The sequence below is a fragment of the Cyanobium sp. ULC065 genome, assembly GCF_977927515.1.
In genome coordinates, this window is record NZ_OZ376393.1 from 1833136 (window position 1) to 1851253 (window position 18118).

Below are 18118 nucleotides of genomic sequence, written 5' to 3' on the forward strand. Positions count from 1 at the left end.
CCTGTCTCGCTTTTCCCTGATCCAAAGCTCAACGGTGGGGACGGGGCCTGGCAGGGGGCTGGGAGTTCAGGCTTTCCGTCAGGAATGCGCTCCATTGGTATTGTCTTGCCGCAATCCGTAGCGGTTCTTTCCCGCTGGATCGGCGCCACCCACGCGCCATCCAAAGACAGCCGGCTGGCCAGAAATTCATGTCTTCTCTACCAGACCATCAGCGCCCTGAATCAGGATTTGGTTGCAGAGCTGGAGGATGGGTTGTGTCTCGCAGAGAATCCTGAGGGGGTCTTTTCTCTTTCCTCGATGGGGATGACATCTGGATTCGCCAGCTTACGAATCCTGTGAGCTGCGACTCCAATAACCCGCGTTTCTGTTTGCCTACGGAATCCGTCGTTTCTGGAGTTGGTTCGTCCTGAAGTCTGTCCGTCCTGGCTTAATTCGTTTGACGCATTCGCTCTCTCGCGATTCAACCTTCCGCGAAGGAGAAACTATTGCCCCTGAAGGATCCACACGCCTTCTCCATCATGAGCGACAAAACGAGACGGCGAGAAAGCGATGCTTCCAGAGGATCCCACTAGCGGTGAAGAATCGCACGGCTATGGATTCCACCTGCGTCGAGTCGAAACGTCTGGATGCACGTTCAGATTCGTCGAGCTGTCCCCGTTGTTCTGGCCCTCTTTGGTTAATGTCGTCCCCGTAGGTTGCAGCAAAGAAGATAATTCTCGTGATGTCACAAGCTGACATTGGATGTCACTTGGATTGATTGCACGTCACTTGAAAGCATTGGATGCCACTGATTCTCGCCACCTGTTTTCCCCTGAGCCCCTCCACCGCGCTCACTGGCGGGGCCGGCCGGCCAGTTGCAGGGTGTACGACTCGATCGTGTAGCCAGTGAGCTCTTCGATGCGGCGGACCAGGTCGTCGGGGAGCACCACGTCAAGGTCCTGGATTTCACCGCTCACCAGGCAGGTGAGATGGCTGTGGGGGTCGCTGCGGTAGCCGTAGAGGCGGCCATTGGCGCGGTCGAGGCACTCGATCACTCCAGCGCTCTGCAGAGCTTCAAGGTTCTGATAGACGGAGGTATGGCCGATGCGGCGGCCTTGTTGATTGAGGCGCTCGAAGATGTCGCGGGCACTTAGGTGGCGCCGCTCTCGCCAGAGCAGTTCCAGCACAAGCTTGCGTTGGCGGCTGAGGCGCATGCCCAGGTCGCGGCAGCGCCCGAACACCTCGATCACCCCCGCGAGGGCGGTGGGGCCTGTGCTCTGCCCGTTGGTCAGCGGTGGGGCAGTCGCAGCCTTCACACGTGGATACGAATGCTTTACCTCAACCTTAATCGGTTTGCCCCTGGGGTAAGGGATCGGCCCCTAGCAGACGCTCGGCGGAATCGGATCCTGTAACCGCTCCGGCCCCACGGCCTGCAGGGCTTCACGAAAGTCGATCGCTCCGTCGTAGAGCGCCCGGCCCACGATCACCGCCTCCACGCCGAGCGGCTCCAGGGCCAGCAAGGCCAGCAGATCGGTGACGGAACCCACGCCGCCGGAGGCGATCACCGGCACCGGGCTGGCGGCGGCCATCGCGCGCAGCGCCTCCAGGTTCGGGCCGGCCAGGGTGCCATCGGTGGCGATGTCGGTGCTCACGATCGCCGCCACACCGCTGCCTTTGAAGCTGGCCGCGAGTGCCGTGGCCTCCACGGCGCTGTCCTCCAGCCAGCCCCGGGTGGCCACCTTGCCGCCTCGGGCATCGATGCCCACCACGATCCGGCCGGGGAAGCGGGCCGCCAGCGCCTGCACCAGCTCCGGCTGTTCGATCGCCACCGTGCCCAGGATCACCCGCTCAAGGCCGGCGGCAAGCAGCGCCTCTGCCCGCTCTGCCGTGCGTACACCGCCGCCCAGCTGCACCGGGATACGGAGCGCCGCCGTGATCGCGCGCACCATCGCATCGTTGACCGGTTCACCACTGCGGGCGCCATCGAGATCCACCAGATGCAGCCGCTCGGCCCCCTGGCTCTGCCAGTCGAGGGCCTGCGCCACCGGATCGTCGTTGAAGTGGGTGACCTGGTCGTAATCGCCCTGGTGCAGCCGCACGCAGTGGCCGTCGAGCAGGTCGATGGCGGGGATGATCTGCATGGCGGAGCGGGTGAGCCGTGGTCATGGCCCATCCTCGCCGGCAGGGGTGGGGGCAGCACCTGCCCACTGGGGCGCATGCGGTGGCGGCTCCCGCCCCGCTCAGCGCTTGAATGGCGGCGCCGTTGCCGCTGCTTCCGTGAAGATCCTGGTGATGGGTGGCACCCGCTTCATCGGTAAGCCCCTGGTGGCCCAGCTGCAGGGCTATGGCCATGCGCTCACCCTGTTCACCCGCGGCCGCAATCCGGTGCCGGCCGGGGTGGAGCATCTGGTGGGCGACCGCAGCGATGCCGCCGCGCTCGAGCCGCTGCGGGGCCGTGACTTCGACGTGATCATCGACAGCAGCGGCCGCAACCTCGACGACAGCCGGGCGGTGGTGGAGCGCACCGGCCCCCCCGCCCATCGCTTCGTGTACGTGAGCTCGGCCGGCGTCTATGCCGACAGTGAGCTGTGGCCGCTGGATGAAACCGCACCCACCGACCCCGCCTGCCGCCATGCCGGCAAGCTCCACACCGAAGACTGGCTGCGGGCCGAGCGTATCCCCTTCACCAGCTTCCGGCCCACCTACATCTACGGACCCGGCAACTACAACCCGGTGGAGAGCTGGTTCTTCGACCGCCTCATGCACGACCAGCCGGTCCCCCTGCCCGGCGACGGCAACACCATCACCCAGCTGGGCCACGTGAGTGACCTGGCCACGGCCATGGCCCGCTGCCTGGAGGTGGAGGCCGCAACCAACCGGATCTACAACTGCTCGGGCCGCAAGGGCGTGACCTTCCGCGGACTGGTGGCGGCGGCGGCACGGGCCTGCGGCAAGGATCCGGCAGCGGTGACGATCCGCAGTTTCGATCCCTCGGGCCTCGACCCCAAGGCCCGCAAGGCCTTTCCCCTGCGCCTGGCCCATTTCCTCACCGATGTGCACCGGTTGGAGCGGGAGCTGGCCTGGACGCCGGCCTTCGATCTTGATGCCGGCCTGGCGGACAGCTACACCAACGATTACGCCCTGCGCCCCGCCGCCCGGCCTGATTTCAGCGGCGACGCGGCGCTGCTGGGCTGAGGTAACCCAGCGCCGAGCTCAGGGCCAGCGCCAGCGAGGGCCAGAACAGCCACCAACCGGCGCTGTGCAGCCCGGCGACAAACCCGGCCTGGCCCAGGCCCAGCCCCCAGCGTTCGGGCCAGAGCAGCAGCAGCAGCGCGCTGAACTGCAGCACCGTCTTGGCCTTGCCGGCGCGGGAGGCGGGGCCGCCATCCCCCTGGCCGGCCCGCCAGCCTGAGATCAGCAGCTCGCGCGCCAGCAGCAGCCACACCGCCCAGAGCGGCAGGCGTCCGGCGGCGCCCAGCCACAGCAGCGGTGCACTGATCAGGATCTTGTCGGTGAGGGGATCGAGGCGAGCACCCCAGGCGGAACCGCCGCCGGCACGGCGGGCCAGGACGCCGTCGGCCCAGTCGCTGAAGCCGCCCAGCAGCAGCAGGAACCAGGCCGCCCCCTGCTGATCGGCGGCCAGCAGCAGCAGCAGCGGCAAGCCGATCACGGCCCGCGCCAGCGTGAGCCCATCGGCGAGGCGCCGGGCTGCAGAAGCGGCAGGTCGGCCTGTGGGGCGGTGCTGGGGTGTCGGCGTCAAGCTGGGCAGGCCGGAAGGGCCAGTCTGCTGCCGCGGATCCCGACCCCTCGCTGGCCTAGAACCATTGCAATCGCAACGCTCCGATGACCCTCGACTCCCAGCCGGCCCTGCGGGTGGCGGCGGCCATGACCACCCCGGTGTTGAGCGTGACGCCCGAAACCCCTCTGCAGCAGGCGGTGCAACTGCTGAGCGACCACCACATCAGCGGCCTGCCCGTGCTGGATGCGGCGGGAGCGCTGGTAGGTGAGCTCACCGAACAGAACCTGATGGTGAAGGAGAGCGGCTTTGACGCCGGCCCCTACGTGATGCTGCTGGACGCGGTGATCTACCTGCGCAATCCGCTCGACTGGGACCGGCAGGTGCACCAGGTGCTGGGCAGCACGGTGGGTGAACTGATGGGTGCGCATCCCCACACCTGCAGTGCCGAACTGTCCTTGCCGGACGCGGCCCGGCTGCTGCAGGACCGCAGCACCCAGCGGCTGTTCGTGCTTGAGGGCGTCAAGCTGGTGGGTGTGCTCACCCGCGGTGATGTGGTGCGCGCTCTGGCGGCAGCGGCCTGAGCCAGGCCACGATCGCGCCGTCGGCCACCAGCCAGCGCTGATGGTGCTCTTCGCAGGGGTGGCCGCCGGTGAGCTTGCCGAAGGCGGGCAGCACCAGGCGCTGAGCCTCCGCGTCGTGAACGAAGCAGGGCAGGCGCAGCCGATCGCTGCGGTCCCCGACTGTGGCCACCGGATGCAGGTGGCCGCAGAGCTGCAGCAGTTCCCCCCCGCCCACTGGCAGCGGTTCCGGTCCGTGGCTCAGCCAGAGGGGGCCGCGACGGCTGCTGGGCTGCTGCACCAGCCCTTCCAGCCAGCTGCCCCGCTCGTGGTTGCCAGCGATCAGCGTGAGCGGGCAACCGAGCAGCTCCGGCAAGGCCTGGATCTTCTGACGCAGTTCGCCGGTGAGGCCGAGCCGGCCGTGGATCAGATCACCCAGCACCACCACCTCAGCCGGCTGCCAGCGGTGCGCCAGCGCGATCAGGGCGTTGAGGGTGGAGGCATCGCCATCGCTGGGCAGCGGCACGCCATGGGCCTGAAACGACTCGGCCTTGCCCAGGTGCAGATCCGCCACCAACAGCAGACGTTGCGTCGGATCCCACACCGCCCGCGCCCCCAGCAGCTCAAGCTTGTGACCGCGCCAGAGGAAGGGAAGGTGTTCCGTCAAAGGCTTTTGTGCGCAGCTGTGCTGCAGATGTGTTCCATTCGATACCCAGTTTCCCTCGCCATCCATCAAGATTCCCTCACTAGGCGGCACTCCCCGTGAGCCAACGTCGTTCCCAGCGCCAGCTCCCTGGAGAAACCCTCCAGTGGATCGAAGGTCGTCTGCGCGATCTGGAGCGGCTGGAGTTCTTCGAAGAGGCCTATGCCCTGCGCATGGAGATGGCCGAATGGCTGCTTGAGCGCGACAGCAGCATGACGGTGAGCAACCTCACGGTGGCCCGCCTGCTGCGTGATCGCTGTCTCGCCCCGGTCCCGCCGGTCTCTGAGCAGGGCTGATCCCCAGCGGCTCCGTAACCTGCACCCACCTTCGGCACCCCATTCGTCATGACCATCGCCCTGCTCGTCGCTCTCGTCGGTTCGTTGGCGCTGATGTCGATGATCATCCGCCGGCTCGAAAAGGCCTGAGGGTTCCCTCAGGCCAGCGAGCGTCCCCGCCAGGTCCAGCCGCGGCCTGTGGTGGATTTCCAGATCGAGGCGAGCCTGTTCGCGGCGATCACCCCTTCCGCCTTGCTGACGGTGTCGTTGCTCGAGTCGTCATCGGCCACCACCAGCTGCCAGTGATGGCACGGGGGATCGCTCGCCAGCAGCGCTCTCAGGCAGCCCTCGACGTTGGCGGATTCGTTGTAGGTGGAGACCACTACCAGGAGATGGTCGCCGATGGTGACAGCGGTGGGGGCCCTACCACTGAAGCCCCAGGCGCCTACCAGCCAAAGAAAGACGATCCAGTCGGCATGGGGTTCTTTCCACTGACTCTCGTTGCATCGTCATCACCAAGGGCACGTTCTGCTGATGCATGAATCACCATGCTCATGCACGTTGTGTCCATGAGGGTTCGTGCCCAGCCGCCATGGGTCAGGTTGTGCTGCCCGATCAACCCATCACCGCTTTCGGCAGGAAGGCCTGGGGTTGCCGATCAGCTTGGCCGGCAAGCCAATGACTGATTGCCGGAGTCAAGACAGCACCGAAGGGGCTGTTTCACGCATGACGGAATCAATGGTCGGCATCCCATGAGAGACGCGCGCCTACTCCCTTGGGCCCTTGGCTGTGAATGGAACCGGAAACGAACTGACGCTGGGCTCAATGATGGCCTCAATAAAGCCGTGCTGGCCTCCGCGGCCGTAGCGTTGGTGAGGCTTTCCGTGCAGAGGGTAAGAACGTTGCCGGCTTGCAAGTGACATCTGACTCTGTACGTTTTCCGTTGCCCTGAGTGGTTCTGCTGGTAGAGGCCGCAAATGGATTCGGATCGACAGTTCTTCGATCGGATGGCGCCCTTGGGAGTCTTGATGAGCGGCTGATGGACTTGGATTGCAACCGCTGCAAAAGAGTGGAGGGATGCAGGCATCGCCTGAAGCAGACACTCACACCTGTGCCACAACGGCCACTGGTCTGTTCAGACCATGGTGTAATGACGCGCCTCGATTAGGCGGCCTGGGTCACATTCGGTCACCGCTGGCTCTGTGGCAATGCTTGCTCCTGGCGTGCAGTTCGATTGACTGACAGGGCTCTGAGTGCCGAAACGATGGACGGACGCTTGCAACGCCTGTTGTTCACCTCGCTGCTTCCCTATTCCCTGGTCCTGGGGCTGCTTCTGCATCTGCCGGCGCGGGCCTCCACCTACCAGGCGCTCTGCGGAACCAGTGCCTGCACCGTGAACCTCGACGCCACCGGTATCGCTGCTCAGGGGCGTTTCATCCCGATCGGTCGGGTGGCCCAGTGGTTCACGGGCGGCCAGGAAACCTTCGACACCACCAACGGCACGGTGGGCGCGATCGGCGGCGGCACCGCCGGGGCGATTGCCGGTGGCGTGCTGCTGGGCCCGATCGGTCTGGTGGGGGGCATGGTGGGCGGAGCCTTCGCGGGCTCCAGGGCCGGCAAGTCGGCCGACCTGTATTTCACGGTGGTGGGCTATGACACCGCCGGCCAGAAAACCACGCTGAGTTTTCGCTTTGTGAATCCGAAACCGGCCAATCAGCTGAAGACAGAACTGCCGATGCTCACCGGTCTGGCGATGGGCCAGGTTCGTCCGATCGCCGAGCTGCAGCGCACCGGCTCCCCTCTGCCGGAGCGTCTGTCGGATCTGCCTCCCTCCCTGGCGATTCCCTCCCAGCCCTACGGCCCGCAGCGTTGAGGCGCAGGCCCGGTTGGTTGCGGCTCAGCCGTCCTGGCTTGGTTGCATCGCACAGCAGCGCGGTTGCACCGCACAAAAGCGCATCAGAGTGGAGCTATACGCAGGCACTGGCCTTGAACGTGCCCCTGCCCCCGGACTCCGAAGGCTCTCCCGCCTCGCCTCGCGAAAGGGAACCGGCTCCACCATCAGTGACGCAAGAGTCGTCCAACGTGCCCGAGGCCTTCCTGCGGCTGGCTCCGTTTCTGGTGGGACCGGCGCGGCGGGGCGTGGTGGGCTCCAGCCGCTACGCCGGCACCTTGCGTGAGGCGGTGCACCGCGCTTCCGCCGACCCCGCGCACGGGCCGGTGCTGCTCTCGGGGGAGCCGGGGCTGGAGAAGGACAACCTGGCGGCCCTGATTCACCGTGGCTCCAGCCACCGCCGCCGCCTGATGGTTCGGCTGGATGGGGCGCTGCTGCGCGCCGATGGCAGTGACCTGTTCGGTGCCGCCGGCAGTGGCGGGCGCGGCTCGCTGCTGGAGGCCCTCGGCGATGGCGCCCTGCTGATCTGCCAGCTCGATCGGGTGGATCCCGCCCTTCAGCCCGCGCTGTTGCAACTGGCCCGCGACGGCAGCTGGCGGGCGCCGGGGGAGCCGCCAGCCCAGGACCCTTCAGATGGGCAGCGTCACTTCGCTGGGCGGGTGTTCTTCACCGCTGAATCGGCCCTGCCGGCCTTCGATCGGGTCTGCAGCCGCATCCGGGTGCCGGCGTTGCGGGTGCGGCGTCAGGACCTGGGCGAGTGGTTGCGCTACCTGCTGCGCCAGCAGAGCCGCCACCTGGGCTGGCCGGTGGCGCCGGCGGTGGGGGCGGAGGTGATCCGGCGGCTGCAGACCCACGACTTCCCGGGCAACATCACCGAGCTCAAGCAGCTGGTGGAGCGGGCCCTGCGCCAGCTCCCGGTGCCGTCCGCCGCTGCCGTCAGCCAACGCCCACCACCGCAACTGCCTGAGGAGGTGTTCTGGCTGGCGCCGCGGCAGCCGCGTTTTCGCTTCGATCTCTGGCGCTGGAAGCCCTCCCTGCGCGGCGCCATGCGCGCACCGCGCCTCTGGAATGCCCTGCTGTTCGGCCTGGTGAGCTGGGTGTTCGTGCTGGTGAACATCTGGCTGTGGGCCGGCCCTCAGGACCGCGCCCACAACGGCGGACTGGTGCTGTTCTGGGCCTGGTGGTGGCCGTTGATCCTGCTCGGCTACCCGCTGGTGGGGCGCCTGTGGTGCTCGTTCTGTCCGTTCATGGTGTGGGGGGAGATCGCCCAGCGGCTGGCCCGCGCCCTGGGCTGGCGTCCCGCCGCCTGGCCCCACGGCGACACCGACGCCTGGGCAGCGCCCTGCCTGGCGGCCGGCTTCGCGGCGATCCTGCTGTGGGAAGAGCTCAGCGGCATGGAAAACCAGGCCCGGCTGAGCAGCAGCCTGTTGCTGGTGATCACCGCCGGCGCCGTGATCTGCTCGGTGCTGTTCGAGAAGCGCTTCTGGTGCCGCTATCTGTGCCCGGTGGGGGGCATGAACGGCCTGTTCGCCAAGCTCTCCGTGCTGGAGCTGCGTGCCCAGGCCGGCGTCTGCGGGGGCAGCTGCACCAGCTACGCCTGCTTCAAAGGGGGGCCGGCGGAAGGCGAGGGGCTGGCCACGGCCGGCTGCCCGCTCGGCACCCATCCCGCCCACCTGGCCGACAACCGCAACTGCGTGCTCTGCCTCACCTGCGTCCAGGCCTGTCCGCACCGCTCGGTACAGCTCAGTGTGCGGCCCCCCGCCGCCGATCTGCAGCGCGACATGCGGCCGCCGGCGGGGGAAGCCGGCCTGATCCTGGTGCTGGCCGGTGGCGTGTGCCTGCACGTGTGGCAACGCCTGCTGGGCGGCCTGCCGCTGGCGCCCGCCAGCCTGCAGGAGGGTCCGCTGCTGCCCCGGCTCGCTTTTGCGGCTCTGTCTCTGGCGCTGCCGGCCGCGCTTTTCCTGCTGGTCCGGCTGGTGGCGACGCTGCGGGCCTCCGTGACAACTCCCGGTCTCCGCCTGTCGCTCTACGGCCTGCTGCCGCTGCTGTGGGCGCTCCTGCTGGCGCGCCATCTGCCGCTCGGCATGGCGGAGGCGGGGCTGGTGCTGCCGGTCAGCTTCCAGGCGCCGTTGCCGGCCTGGAACGCTGACCCCCACGTGATCGCCTTCTGTCAGAGCGTGGTGGTGCTGGTGGGCACCGCAGGCTCACTGCTGCTGCTGCGCCGCTTGCTGACGCCGGGTCGGTTGTCGTTGTGGGGCGGCTCGCTGGCGGCGCTGCTGCTGGCGGCGGCGGGCCGCTGGCTGGTGGCGGTGGGCTGATGCACTGATCACGGATCACTGGGGCGCGGGCTGGTGGGCGCCAGCAGCGGAGCGCTATCCAGGCGCCGGATCGCCACCACCCCTGGCCTTGGTGGCCGCCCCGGCACCCCTGACGGCCAATTCGAGCCCAGCGGCACCCACCGCAACTGCTCGAAGGTGCGGCCATCGCGGTTCACGAGCGGATAGCCCTGGCCTTCGCGGGCCTCACCGGCCCTGGTGCCGTTCACTTCGCCAGGGTGCTGCACGGCCAGAAACAGGCTGGTTTCGGCGGCATCGAAACAGGGACCGCACAGCTCGCATTCCATCGGTCCTGTGGCGAACAGCAGCGCCTCCCCCGCCGCCGGGCCACTGCGGGGCAGCAGCCAGCAGCCGTTGTTGCCGAATTGCTGGATCTCACTGCCGCGGCCGGAATGGTCGGTGACCATCCAGAGGTTGCCGGCCCGATCGAAGGCGAGGTTGTCGGGGTTGGAGAAGCCGGCGCCGCCCTGCCATGGCGTGCCACCGGTGGCCGCCATGCTCCAGCGGAAACGGCTGCCCGCTTCGGGGCCGCCATCGCTGAGGCGCAGGATCCAGCCGTGCGGCCAGCTGGCTTCACCGGCCGGGCCACGGAAGATGGCGGGATCGGCGCGGCCGTCGTCATTGGCGCCGCCGGCAGTGAAGGCGACCAACAGGTCGCCGTTGAGCGGATCGAGATCGGTGTCCTCCGGCCGTGCGGAGGGCGTGGCGCCGGCGGCGCTGGCGGCCAGATGGGCATCGATCAGGATCGCCCCCATCCGTTGCTCCCCCTTGCCCGGGTAGAGGTCGCCGAGGGTGGGGAAGCGGCGGCGGTAGTCGGCCACCTGGGCATCGCTGCTGAAGCTTTCGGCGCCGGCCTGGCGCCGGTCGCTGTGAGGCAGCCGGCAGGCCTGCGACACACCGTGGCGTTCGAAGTGGCTGGGCAGCAGCGGATCGACGGCGGTGGCCGGCGCCAGCGGAATCCACTGGCCGCTGCCGTCAGCGTCGAAACGGGCCGCCTCCAGGCGGCCGTCCTCCAGCAGGCGAGAGTTGGCAGGGTCGGCGGGATCGCGGATCCGCCCCGCACTCACGAAGCGATAGAGATGGCCGCCCATGCGGTCGCAGCCGGAATACACCACCAGCGGTTCACCCGCCTGCGCGCGCACCGCCACCGCCTCATGGCGGAAGCGCCCCAGCCAGCTGTGCTTCACAGCGGGCTGCTCGGGCCGCTGCGGATCCAGCTCCACCATCCAGCCGTACTTGTTGCCGGCCAGGGCGAAGGGATTGCCGAGGCCTTTCACCCGCTGTTCGCCGAACTGGAATGGCAGCTGGGCCGGCGACGAGGCGCTCCCATCGGCATACACCGCCTCCACCACCTGATCCTGGATGTTCTCCTCAGCGCTGAGCACGGTTCCCCAGGGGGTGACGCCACCGGCGCAGTTGGCGAAGGTGCCGATCACCCGATCGCCGAGCCCGTCGTCGTAGCCGAGGCGCTCGCGGGCGCGGAACACCGTCGCCGCCGGCCCGCTCACGCGCAGCAGGGCGGCTGGATCCTCCAGACCGCTGAGCCCATCGATGCGCCGGTCGTAGCGGCCCGGTTCGCGCCGCCAGCTGCCCTCACCATCGCGGCGCAGGGCGATCACGCCGACGCCCAGATCGCGCAGGGCTTCCGCCGCCAGCTGGCGGCACTGCCGCGCCAGGGGGTCGCTGGGATCGAGCGACGGCACGTCCAGAGCCCCGCCCCGTTTCACCAGCGCCTGGATCATGGCGCGGCCGGGCAGCTCCGCACCGGTGGCTTCCTTGAAGCCTTCCAGCCAGGGCCGGGGGCTGATGTACTCGAAGTTGACCGTCAGCAGGGCCAGGCCATCGCCCAGCTCCCGCAGGGCCAGGTAATCGTTGTTGTAGCCAAAGCGGCCTGCGGCCACTGGCTCCCCCCACACCGCCACCAGCTCGGCGCGGTAGCCGTCCGGCACCACCAGCCGGTCGTCGAGCGTGATCGTGCTGAACAGCCGCTCCTGCTCGGTGCCACTGAGCCCGGCCACCGGCAACGGCAGGGGGCCGGGCAGGGGCTTGAAGGGCAGTGCGTTCAGGGAGGGAGGCCGCCGCGCGGCCGTGCGGGAAAGGGCCTGGGCGGCCGGCGGGTTGGCCCCGCCAGAAGCGGCGGCAGCGGCAGCCGATACCCCCAGCAGGGCGAGCAGCTCGCGGCGGCGCAGGGTCGGATCAGCAGCCATGGGTCATGGCGATGCGCAGCGGGCGCACGCCCCAGATGCCATCGCAATACTGGCGGATGGCGCGGTCGGAGGAGAAGAAGCCACTGCGGGCGGTGTTCAGCAGCGACCTGCGTGTCCACAGGGCCGGCTGGCTCCAGGTGCGGCTCACCTGGTCCTGGCAGGCGAGATAGTCGTTGAAATCCGCCAGCAGAAAATAGGGATCGGCCCCCCGGATGGAGTCGACCAGGGGGCGGAACAGGTTGCCATCCCCTTCGCTGAAGTGGCCCGCGCTGATCAGATCCAACGCTTCGCGTGCCAGCGGTATCGCCTCCAATCGGTCGTGGGATTGGCCCTTGGCACGCAGTTCCCTGATCTGCTCGCTGGTGCGACCGAACAGGAAGAAGTTCTCGGCACCCACCTGATCGCGGATTTCGATGTTGGCCCCGTCAAGGGTGCCGATCGTGAGCGCACCGTTGAGGGTGAACTTCATGTTGCCCGTGCCGGAAGCCTCCAGGCCGGCGGTGGAGATCTGCTCGGAGAGATCGGCCGCTGGATACACCTTCTCCCCCAGCTTCACGTTGTAATCGGCCAGGAACACCACCTTCAGCATCTCGTGAACATCGGGGTCGGCGTTGATGACACCAGCCACGCCGTGAATGAAGCGGATGATCAATTTTGCCATCGCATACCCCGGCGCTGCCTTGCCACCGAAGATCACCGTGCGCGGCACCATGCCATCGCTGTCGCCGCGTTTGAGCCGGAGATATTGAGCCACGAGTTGCAGGGCATTGAGGTGCTGCCGCTTGTATTCGTGGATCCGCTTCACCTGGACGTCGAACAGGCTGGTCGGATTGATCACCTGCCCGGTTCGGGCCTCGATCAGAGCCGCCAGGCGCTCTTTGGCGACGCGCTTCGCCCCGGCCCAGCGCTCCAGAAAGGCTGCATCGTTCTGCCAGGTTTCCAGCCGCTGCCAGAGCTCCGGAGCGGCAGGCCAGGCGGTTCCGAGCGCTTCGTCCAGCAGGGTCCCCAGGTCGGGATGGGCGAGGGCCAGCCAGCGACGCGGTGTCACACCGTTGGTGACGTTGGTGAACCGCTCCGGCCAGAGGCGGGCAGCGTCGGGGAAGAGGCTGGTGCGCACCAACTCGCTGTGCAGGCTGGCCACGCCGTTGATTCTGTGGGCCGCCGCCACGGCCAGGTGGGCCATTCGCACCCGCTTGCCGTCCGTCTCATCGATGATCGACAGCCGCCGCAGCAGGTCGTTATCGCCCGGTTGGCGCAGCCGCACCTCCTGCAGATAGCGGTGGTTGATTTCCAGAATCACCTCCAGATGCCGTGGCAGCAGCGAGGCAAACAGGCCCAGATCCCAGCACTCCAGTGCCTCCGGCAGCAGGGTGTGATTGGTGAAGGCGATCGATCGGCTGGTGATCTCCCAGGCGGCTTCCCAGCCCAGCCCATGCTCATCCACCAGCAACCGCATCAGCTCGGCCACGGCGATCGCGGGATGGGTGTCGTTGAGCTGAACGGCCCAGTGATCAGCGAACGCCTCGATCGGGATACCCCGCAGCACGAGGCTGCGCAGCATGTCCTGCAGGGAGCAGCTCACGAAGAAGGCCTGCTGCCGCAGCCGCAACCGCCGTCCGGCATCACTGCCGTCATTTGGATAGAGCACCTTGGAGATGGTTTCCGATCCCACCTTCTGCTCCACCGCGCCGTAGTAATCGCCGCGATTGAAGGCATGGAAGTCGAAGTCTTCGGCGGCGCCGGCGCGCCAGAGCCGCAGCCGGTTGCAGCTGTTGACGCGAAAGCCCAGCACCGGCACGTCGTGGGGGATGCCGATGACCGCTTCAGCAGGCACCCAGCGATGCCGCAGTTCACCCCGTTCGTCGCGGACTTGTTCGGTGTGGCCGCCAAAACCCACCCTGCAGCTGCGCTCGGGTTGAATCAATTCCCAGGGCCAGCCTCCCTTCAGCCATCCGTCGGTGATCTCTACCTGCCAGCCGTGCTCGATCAGCTGATCGAAAATGCCGAACTCGTAGCGAATGCCGTAGCCGGTGGCGGGGATTTCGAGGCTGGCCAGCGACTCCATGTAACAGGCCGCCAGGCGTCCCAGCCCGCCATTGCCCAGTCCAGGCTCCTCCTCCTCATCGAGCACCGTGTCCAGGTTGTTGATCCCGAAACGACGCAGGGCTTCCCTGGCCTGTTCGACGATGCCCAGCATCAGCAGGTTGTTGCCCAGTTGCGGCCCGATCAGGAACTCGGCCGAGAGGTAGGCCACCGCCTTGGGACGCAACCGCCGCAGCTCGTCCTTGTAAGCGAGGTGGCGGGTCATCAGCCGGTCACGCACGGCATAGCTGAGCGCCATGTAGAGGTCATGGTGGCTGGCCCCCCTGGCCTGACGGCCGAGCGTGTAGAAGAGGTGCTCGGTCATGCCGTCGACCAGATCGGCGGCGCTCAGCCCATTGCGTTGCGGGTCGCCGTAGCTGGCCGGCAGGGCCAGGTCGGCGCTGGAGGGCGTAGGACCCGTCGTCTGCAATCCGGACATGGCTGACGGGCGTGGAACCCTTTCAAGCTGTCGGTGGCTGGTTAAGGGCTGTTCAACACACGGTTGAGCTTCGGAAGCCGTCACATTTCGCGGCCAGCCCCGCTGTTGCCCTGCAGATGCGCGGCCAGCACTGCTGCTGCGCTGTCGCCTGGATCACGCCGGCTCGGCTGATGATCGCCCCGCTGCTGATGATGGGTGTCCTCCCTGGCGGCGAGCGTGCCACGCCCATCCGAGGACGATGACGCCGGCTTCCCTGGCGAGGCGACGGCGGTGGACTGCCGGGCTGAACTGGTGCTGGTGTGTGGCCTCGGCTCGCTGGGCCAGGCCTGCCTGAGCCGCCTGCTCAGCTTTGATGTGCCCCTGGCGGGGCTCGATCTGCAACCGCCCAGCTGGCTCGATCCCACTCTGCGGAAGCGGCTCGGCGCCGGGCTGCTGCAAGGTGACATGCGCCAGCCCGGCGACCTGCAGCGGGCCGGTCTGCACCAGGCGCGCGCCGTGCTGCTGCTCAGCTCCGATGGCTCGGTGAATGTGGAAGCGGCGCTGCAGTGCCGCCTGCTCAACCCTGGCGCCACGATTGTGCTGCGATCCTCCAGCCGGCAGGCCAGCCTGGGTGCGCTGCTGGAAGCCCGCCTGCCCGGACTGGCGGTGGTGGACCCGGCCTTGCTGGCCACCGGCGCGATCAGCGGCGCGCTGCGCCCGGGCGAAGCCGCCGCCAGCTTCGAAGCCGATGGCCAGCTGTATCACTTGGTGGAAGGGCCCCGCCAGGACCCTCGCTGGCAGCGACCGGTGCAGCACCCCGACCAGGCCGGGGGCGGTGGGAGCGATCTGCTGCTCACGCCGGGATCATTCCACCCGCTCGGGGTGGCGCCCACTGCCGCCGGCCAACGCGCCGAAGCGGTGGCGGGAGTCACCGCCTTGCCACGGCGGCTGCTGGCGCCCCTCGCCCGCCGGTCACGGGCGCAGTGGCTGGCCGTGGGTGCTCTGGCCCTGCTGCTGGTGATCGGCCCACAGCTGTTTTCCCACCCGGGCAGCTGGCGGCAGGGGATGTTCGTCACCCTTGCGCTGCTCAAGGGGGAATACGTGGATCCGGTCAACGTGCTGCTCGATGGCGGCGCAGGCCTGGCGGAGGCCAGCGGCTGGCTGATCACCGGCACGCTGCTCTATTCGTTGGTGGGCACCCTGCTCACGTCAGCGCTGGTGGCTGTGCTGCTGGAACGGCTGCTGCGTGATCGGCTCGTGCGCCGACGTCCTGCCCGGCTGCGGCGGGGGCTGCGGCCGGTGTTGCTGGTGGAAGGCAGCGACCTGGCGCGTGGCGTGGCGCACGCCCTCCAGCGCCAGAAGTTGCCGGTCGTGCGGGTGCAGCGGGGGGAGGACTGGGAGGACCAGGAGGCTGGCACCCCCATCTACGAGAGCGTTGATGCGGCCCTGACCGCCCTCAGGGGAAGCAGGGTGTCGGCCGTGGGGCTGCTCTCTCCCGATCTGCTGGCTAATCTGGAAGCGGCGCTGGCGCTGCAGCGGCGCTGGCCCGAGGCACGCCTGGCTGTGCTTGCCCACGCCTTGGCAGCGGCGCCCAGGCTAGGAGAGTTGCTAGGCGGAGTCACGGTGATCTCGGCGGTCGACCTGGCCGCTGACGCCCTGGTGGCTACCGCCTTTGGGGAACGGGTGGAGGGGGTGGTGGGCATCGGCGGCCACCACCTGCTGCTGGTGCGCTACCGCATCGCGCCCGGCGACACCCTGCTCGGCCGCACCATCGCCCGCTTGGAGCACGGATATGGCGTCACTGCCGTGTCTCTGAGGCGCCGCGGCAGCGCCACGGTGATCGAGCTGCCGGCCTGTGATCTGGTGGTGGCTACGGGCGATGCGGTGTTGGTATTGGCCACGCTGAAAGGGTTGCGCAGGATCGAGCGCGGGGAGGCCGTGCCGCCGGCCTGGCGGTTGCGGCTGCGCGTGCCTGATGGAATAGAGGGGGAGGCGCGTTTTGAATGTCAGCAGTGTCTGGCCCGCTGGTTGGGCTGCGCGCTGGGAGAGACCACTGGGTTGCTCGCCCGAAGCGAGGTTCTCACCCCGCTGCTCGACCGTGAGCCCGCCGAACGGCTGCACGCTGAGCTCCGTCGGTTGGGAATCTTCAGCCAGCTGGAAGGGCAGCTGCCAGGTCAGCTGGAACGCCAGCCGTAAGATCCAGTTGGTGAACCGAGCAGCGCTAGATCAGGGCCCCTTCACGCCTGCGGCGACCGCCGCGCTGCCCTGGGGTGAGAGGGCGTAGCCGAGGAAGGCCTGGACGGCGGGGCTGGCCGGCTCCCGGTAGGCATAGAAGAGGGGACGCTTTAAGGGATAGTCCTGCGCTTCCGGGGTGATGCCGTCGATCGGCACCACGCGCACTGTCTGTTGATCAGCCACCTGGGCGTAAGTGGCGTAGCCGATGCCGTCCGTGCCGAGCAGGCGCAGCATCGGCGTGGTGGCGTCGCGCTCCATGGTGGTGATGGTGGGGCCACTGCCGAAGGGCTGCCCCTCCAGCACCAGGGCGCGGAAGGCCGAATGGGTGCCGCTGACGCTGGGGCGGTTCAACACCCGGATGGCCCGATTGGCGCCGCCGAGCGTGGCCCAGTTGATGATCTCGCCGCGGAAGATCTGCACCGCCTGGCTGCGGGAGAGGCCACGCCGAAAGGGGTTGTCGATGCCCACCACCAGGGCGATCCGGTCGTCGGCCACTGGCACGGCTCTCAGGCCCCGCCCCTGCTCCTCAGAGGTCAGCGGCCGCGAGATCGCCGCCAGGGTCACGGAGCCGCCCAGCAGCGCCTGGATGCCGTTGTCGGTGCCCACTGCGGCGGTGGTGACTTCCGTGCCCGGAAACGCCGCCATGAAGCCGGCCTTGAGGGCTTCGTTGATCAGGACCATGCTGGTGGAGCCATCGATGCTGACGGCCGTGCCGGCCGGCACGGCGCTGGGCGGCGGGAAGGCAGCCGCCGCAGGCTCCTGGCCCGGCAGACCGGGCAGCCCCTGCGGCAGGCTGGGCACCCCTTGCGGCAGGCCGGGCAGGGAAGGACGGGCACCCAGCAGGCCCAGCAGTTGGTTGCGGCTACCCCAGAGAGCTCCGGCTGCGATCACCAGCAGCAGGATGTAAACGATCGGCGGCGGTCCGCTGCGTTTGCCGCTCGGGGTCTCACCGTTCATGGTTGCCTGTCTTCGAACTGGGGCAGGGGGGCAGCTTCAAGGGCCTGAAGCCGCTGGGTGACCTCCGCATCGATCGAAAGCTGTTCCAGATCGGCCGTGAGCTTTTCCTGCGGATTTTCGCTGAGTTCGGCGAGGGCGGCGTTGCGCAGATTTCGACTCTCCACCGCGTTCCTTGCCTGCTCGAAGGAGGAGCGGGCGGAGCCGATGTCGAAGTCGTTGTTGACCTTGGCGATCGATTCCAGCGCGGCGTTGACTTCCGCCAGATCCTTCATGTTCTGCATGTCGCTCTTGTAGTGCTCGAGCTTGAGGCGCTCCCGGTTGAGCTTGTCCTTGGAGGCGGTGACATAGGCCTCAGCCTGCTGCACCTGCTGCTCCAGGGCGGGCAACAGCTTCTCGATCTGGATGGCACGGCCCATCGCCAGCTTGGCGCCGTCGATCTGGCCGGCCCGCTGGGCCAGCTGGGCTTGCTGCTCGTAGGTGCTGAGCTCGATCGTTTTCGTCTGGTACTTCTTTTTGGCCCGCTCATAGGCGCCCACCTGCATGGCCACCGCCTGAGCGAGTTTCTGCACGGAAAGCTGCATCGACTGCAGGGATTCCTCCGCCACCGCCACCGCCACCTGGCCGCCGGATTCCACCGGCCGCCCCCACAGCCAGCGCCAGCTGCCCACCACCACACGGCCGGCTCGATCGCCCATCAGCCAGTAGATCAGTCGCTTCACGGGAAGGTGCGCCGTCGCCC

16 protein-coding genes are annotated in these 18118 nt (G+C 68.0%); 7 read left to right on the forward strand and 9 right to left on the reverse strand.

The window, feature by feature from the left end; translation table 11 throughout:
* Positions 1-84: 84 nt before the first annotated feature.
* A complete protein-coding gene (locus ACXMDP_RS09010; RefSeq protein WP_457766727.1) occupies positions 85-339 on the forward strand; it encodes a hypothetical protein in 255 nt (84 codons plus the stop codon).
* A 491-nt stretch (positions 340-830) separates the two neighbouring features.
* Here the strand turns inward: ACXMDP_RS09010 and ACXMDP_RS09015 are convergent, their stop codons facing one another.
* Complete coding sequence (locus ACXMDP_RS09015; RefSeq protein ID WP_094510784.1) at positions 831-1193, reverse strand: Fur family transcriptional regulator; 363 nt, start codon at positions 1191-1193, stop codon at positions 831-833.
* Positions 1194-1358: 165 nt separating this feature from the next.
* Positions 1359-2120 (reverse strand): 1-(5-phosphoribosyl)-5-[(5-phosphoribosylamino)methylideneamino]imidazole-4-carboxamide isomerase, encoded by a 762-nt coding sequence (gene hisA / locus ACXMDP_RS09020; RefSeq protein WP_259729380.1) that lies wholly within the window; start codon positions 2118-2120, stop codon positions 1359-1361.
* Positions 2121-2256: 136 nt separating this feature from the next.
* Between hisA and ACXMDP_RS09025 the strand changes: the two genes are divergently transcribed.
* On the forward strand, positions 2257-3174 hold the full coding sequence (locus tag ACXMDP_RS09025; protein ID WP_259729680.1) for an NAD-dependent epimerase/dehydratase family protein: 918 nt from the start codon (positions 2257-2259) through the stop codon (positions 3172-3174).
* Here the strand turns inward: ACXMDP_RS09025 and ACXMDP_RS09030 are convergent.
* On the reverse strand, positions 3146-3739 hold the full coding sequence (locus ACXMDP_RS09030) for a CDP-alcohol phosphatidyltransferase family protein (RefSeq protein ID WP_259729379.1): 594 nt from the start codon (positions 3737-3739) through the stop codon (positions 3146-3148). The genes ACXMDP_RS09025 and ACXMDP_RS09030 overlap by 29 nt on opposite strands.
* Before the next feature lie 125 nt (positions 3740-3864).
* On the opposite strand from ACXMDP_RS09030, the gene ACXMDP_RS09035 reads away from it, so the two are divergent.
* Positions 3865-4299, forward strand: coding sequence for a CBS domain-containing protein (locus tag ACXMDP_RS09035; protein ID WP_259729679.1), 435 nt, complete (start codon positions 3865-3867; stop codon positions 4297-4299).
* Here ACXMDP_RS09035 and pdeM read toward each other — a convergent pair.
* Complete coding sequence (gene pdeM / locus ACXMDP_RS09040) at positions 4256-4942, reverse strand: ligase-associated DNA damage response endonuclease PdeM (RefSeq protein WP_259729378.1); 687 nt, start codon at positions 4940-4942, stop codon at positions 4256-4258. The genes ACXMDP_RS09035 and pdeM overlap by 44 nt on opposite strands.
* Positions 4943-5037: 95 nt before the next feature.
* Between pdeM and ACXMDP_RS09045 the strand changes: the two genes are divergently transcribed.
* Positions 5038-5274, forward strand: a complete 237-nt coding sequence (locus ACXMDP_RS09045) for a hypothetical protein (protein WP_094510663.1) — start codon at positions 5038-5040, stop codon at positions 5272-5274.
* Positions 5275-5411: 137 nt separating this feature from the next.
* On the opposite strand, the gene ACXMDP_RS09050 is transcribed toward ACXMDP_RS09045, so the two are convergent.
* Positions 5412-5636, reverse strand: a complete 225-nt coding sequence (locus ACXMDP_RS09050; protein ID WP_259729377.1) for a glycosyltransferase — start codon at positions 5634-5636, stop codon at positions 5412-5414.
* 851 nt (positions 5637-6487) lie between these two features.
* Here ACXMDP_RS09050 and ACXMDP_RS09055 point away from each other — a divergent pair.
* Both ACXMDP_RS09055 and ACXMDP_RS09060 read left to right on the forward strand, forming a co-directional pair.
* On the forward strand, positions 6488-7126 hold the full coding sequence (locus ACXMDP_RS09055; protein ID WP_255140131.1) for a hypothetical protein: 639 nt from the start codon (positions 6488-6490) through the stop codon (positions 7124-7126).
* Positions 7127-7314: 188 nt separating this feature from the next.
* Positions 7315-9462 carry an AAA-type ATPase lid domain-containing protein gene (locus tag ACXMDP_RS09060; RefSeq protein WP_259729376.1) on the forward strand — a complete coding sequence of 716 codons (2148 nt, stop codon included), beginning with the start codon at positions 7315-7317 and terminating at the stop codon, positions 9460-9462.
* A gap of 8 nt (positions 9463-9470) precedes the next feature.
* On the opposite strand, the gene ACXMDP_RS09065 is transcribed toward ACXMDP_RS09060, so the two are convergent.
* The gene (locus ACXMDP_RS09065; RefSeq protein WP_259729375.1) at positions 9471-11687 is read right to left on the reverse strand and encodes a PhoX family protein; all 2217 of its coding nucleotides are present in this window, start codon (positions 11685-11687) and stop codon (positions 9471-9473) included.
* Positions 11677-14208, reverse strand: a complete 2532-nt coding sequence (locus ACXMDP_RS09070; protein ID WP_259729374.1) for a glycogen/starch/alpha-glucan phosphorylase — start codon at positions 14206-14208, stop codon at positions 11677-11679. The genes ACXMDP_RS09065 and ACXMDP_RS09070 overlap by 11 nt, the downstream gene beginning before the upstream one ends.
* Before the next feature lie 195 nt (positions 14209-14403).
* On the opposite strand from ACXMDP_RS09070, the gene ACXMDP_RS09075 reads away from it, so the two are divergent.
* Positions 14404-16383, forward strand: a complete 1980-nt coding sequence (locus tag ACXMDP_RS09075; protein ID WP_259729373.1) for an NAD-binding protein — start codon at positions 14404-14406, stop codon at positions 16381-16383.
* 30 nt (positions 16384-16413) lie between these two features.
* Here the strand turns inward: ACXMDP_RS09075 and ACXMDP_RS09080 are convergent, their stop codons facing one another.
* Positions 16414-17379, reverse strand: a complete 966-nt coding sequence (locus ACXMDP_RS09080; protein WP_259729372.1) for a phosphate ABC transporter substrate-binding protein — start codon at positions 17377-17379, stop codon at positions 16414-16416.
* Complete coding sequence (locus tag ACXMDP_RS09085) at positions 17376-18098, reverse strand: PspA/IM30 family protein (RefSeq protein WP_259729371.1); 723 nt, start codon at positions 18096-18098, stop codon at positions 17376-17378. The genes ACXMDP_RS09080 and ACXMDP_RS09085 overlap by 4 nt, the downstream gene beginning before the upstream one ends.
* Between the last annotated feature and the right edge of the window lie 20 nt (positions 18099-18118).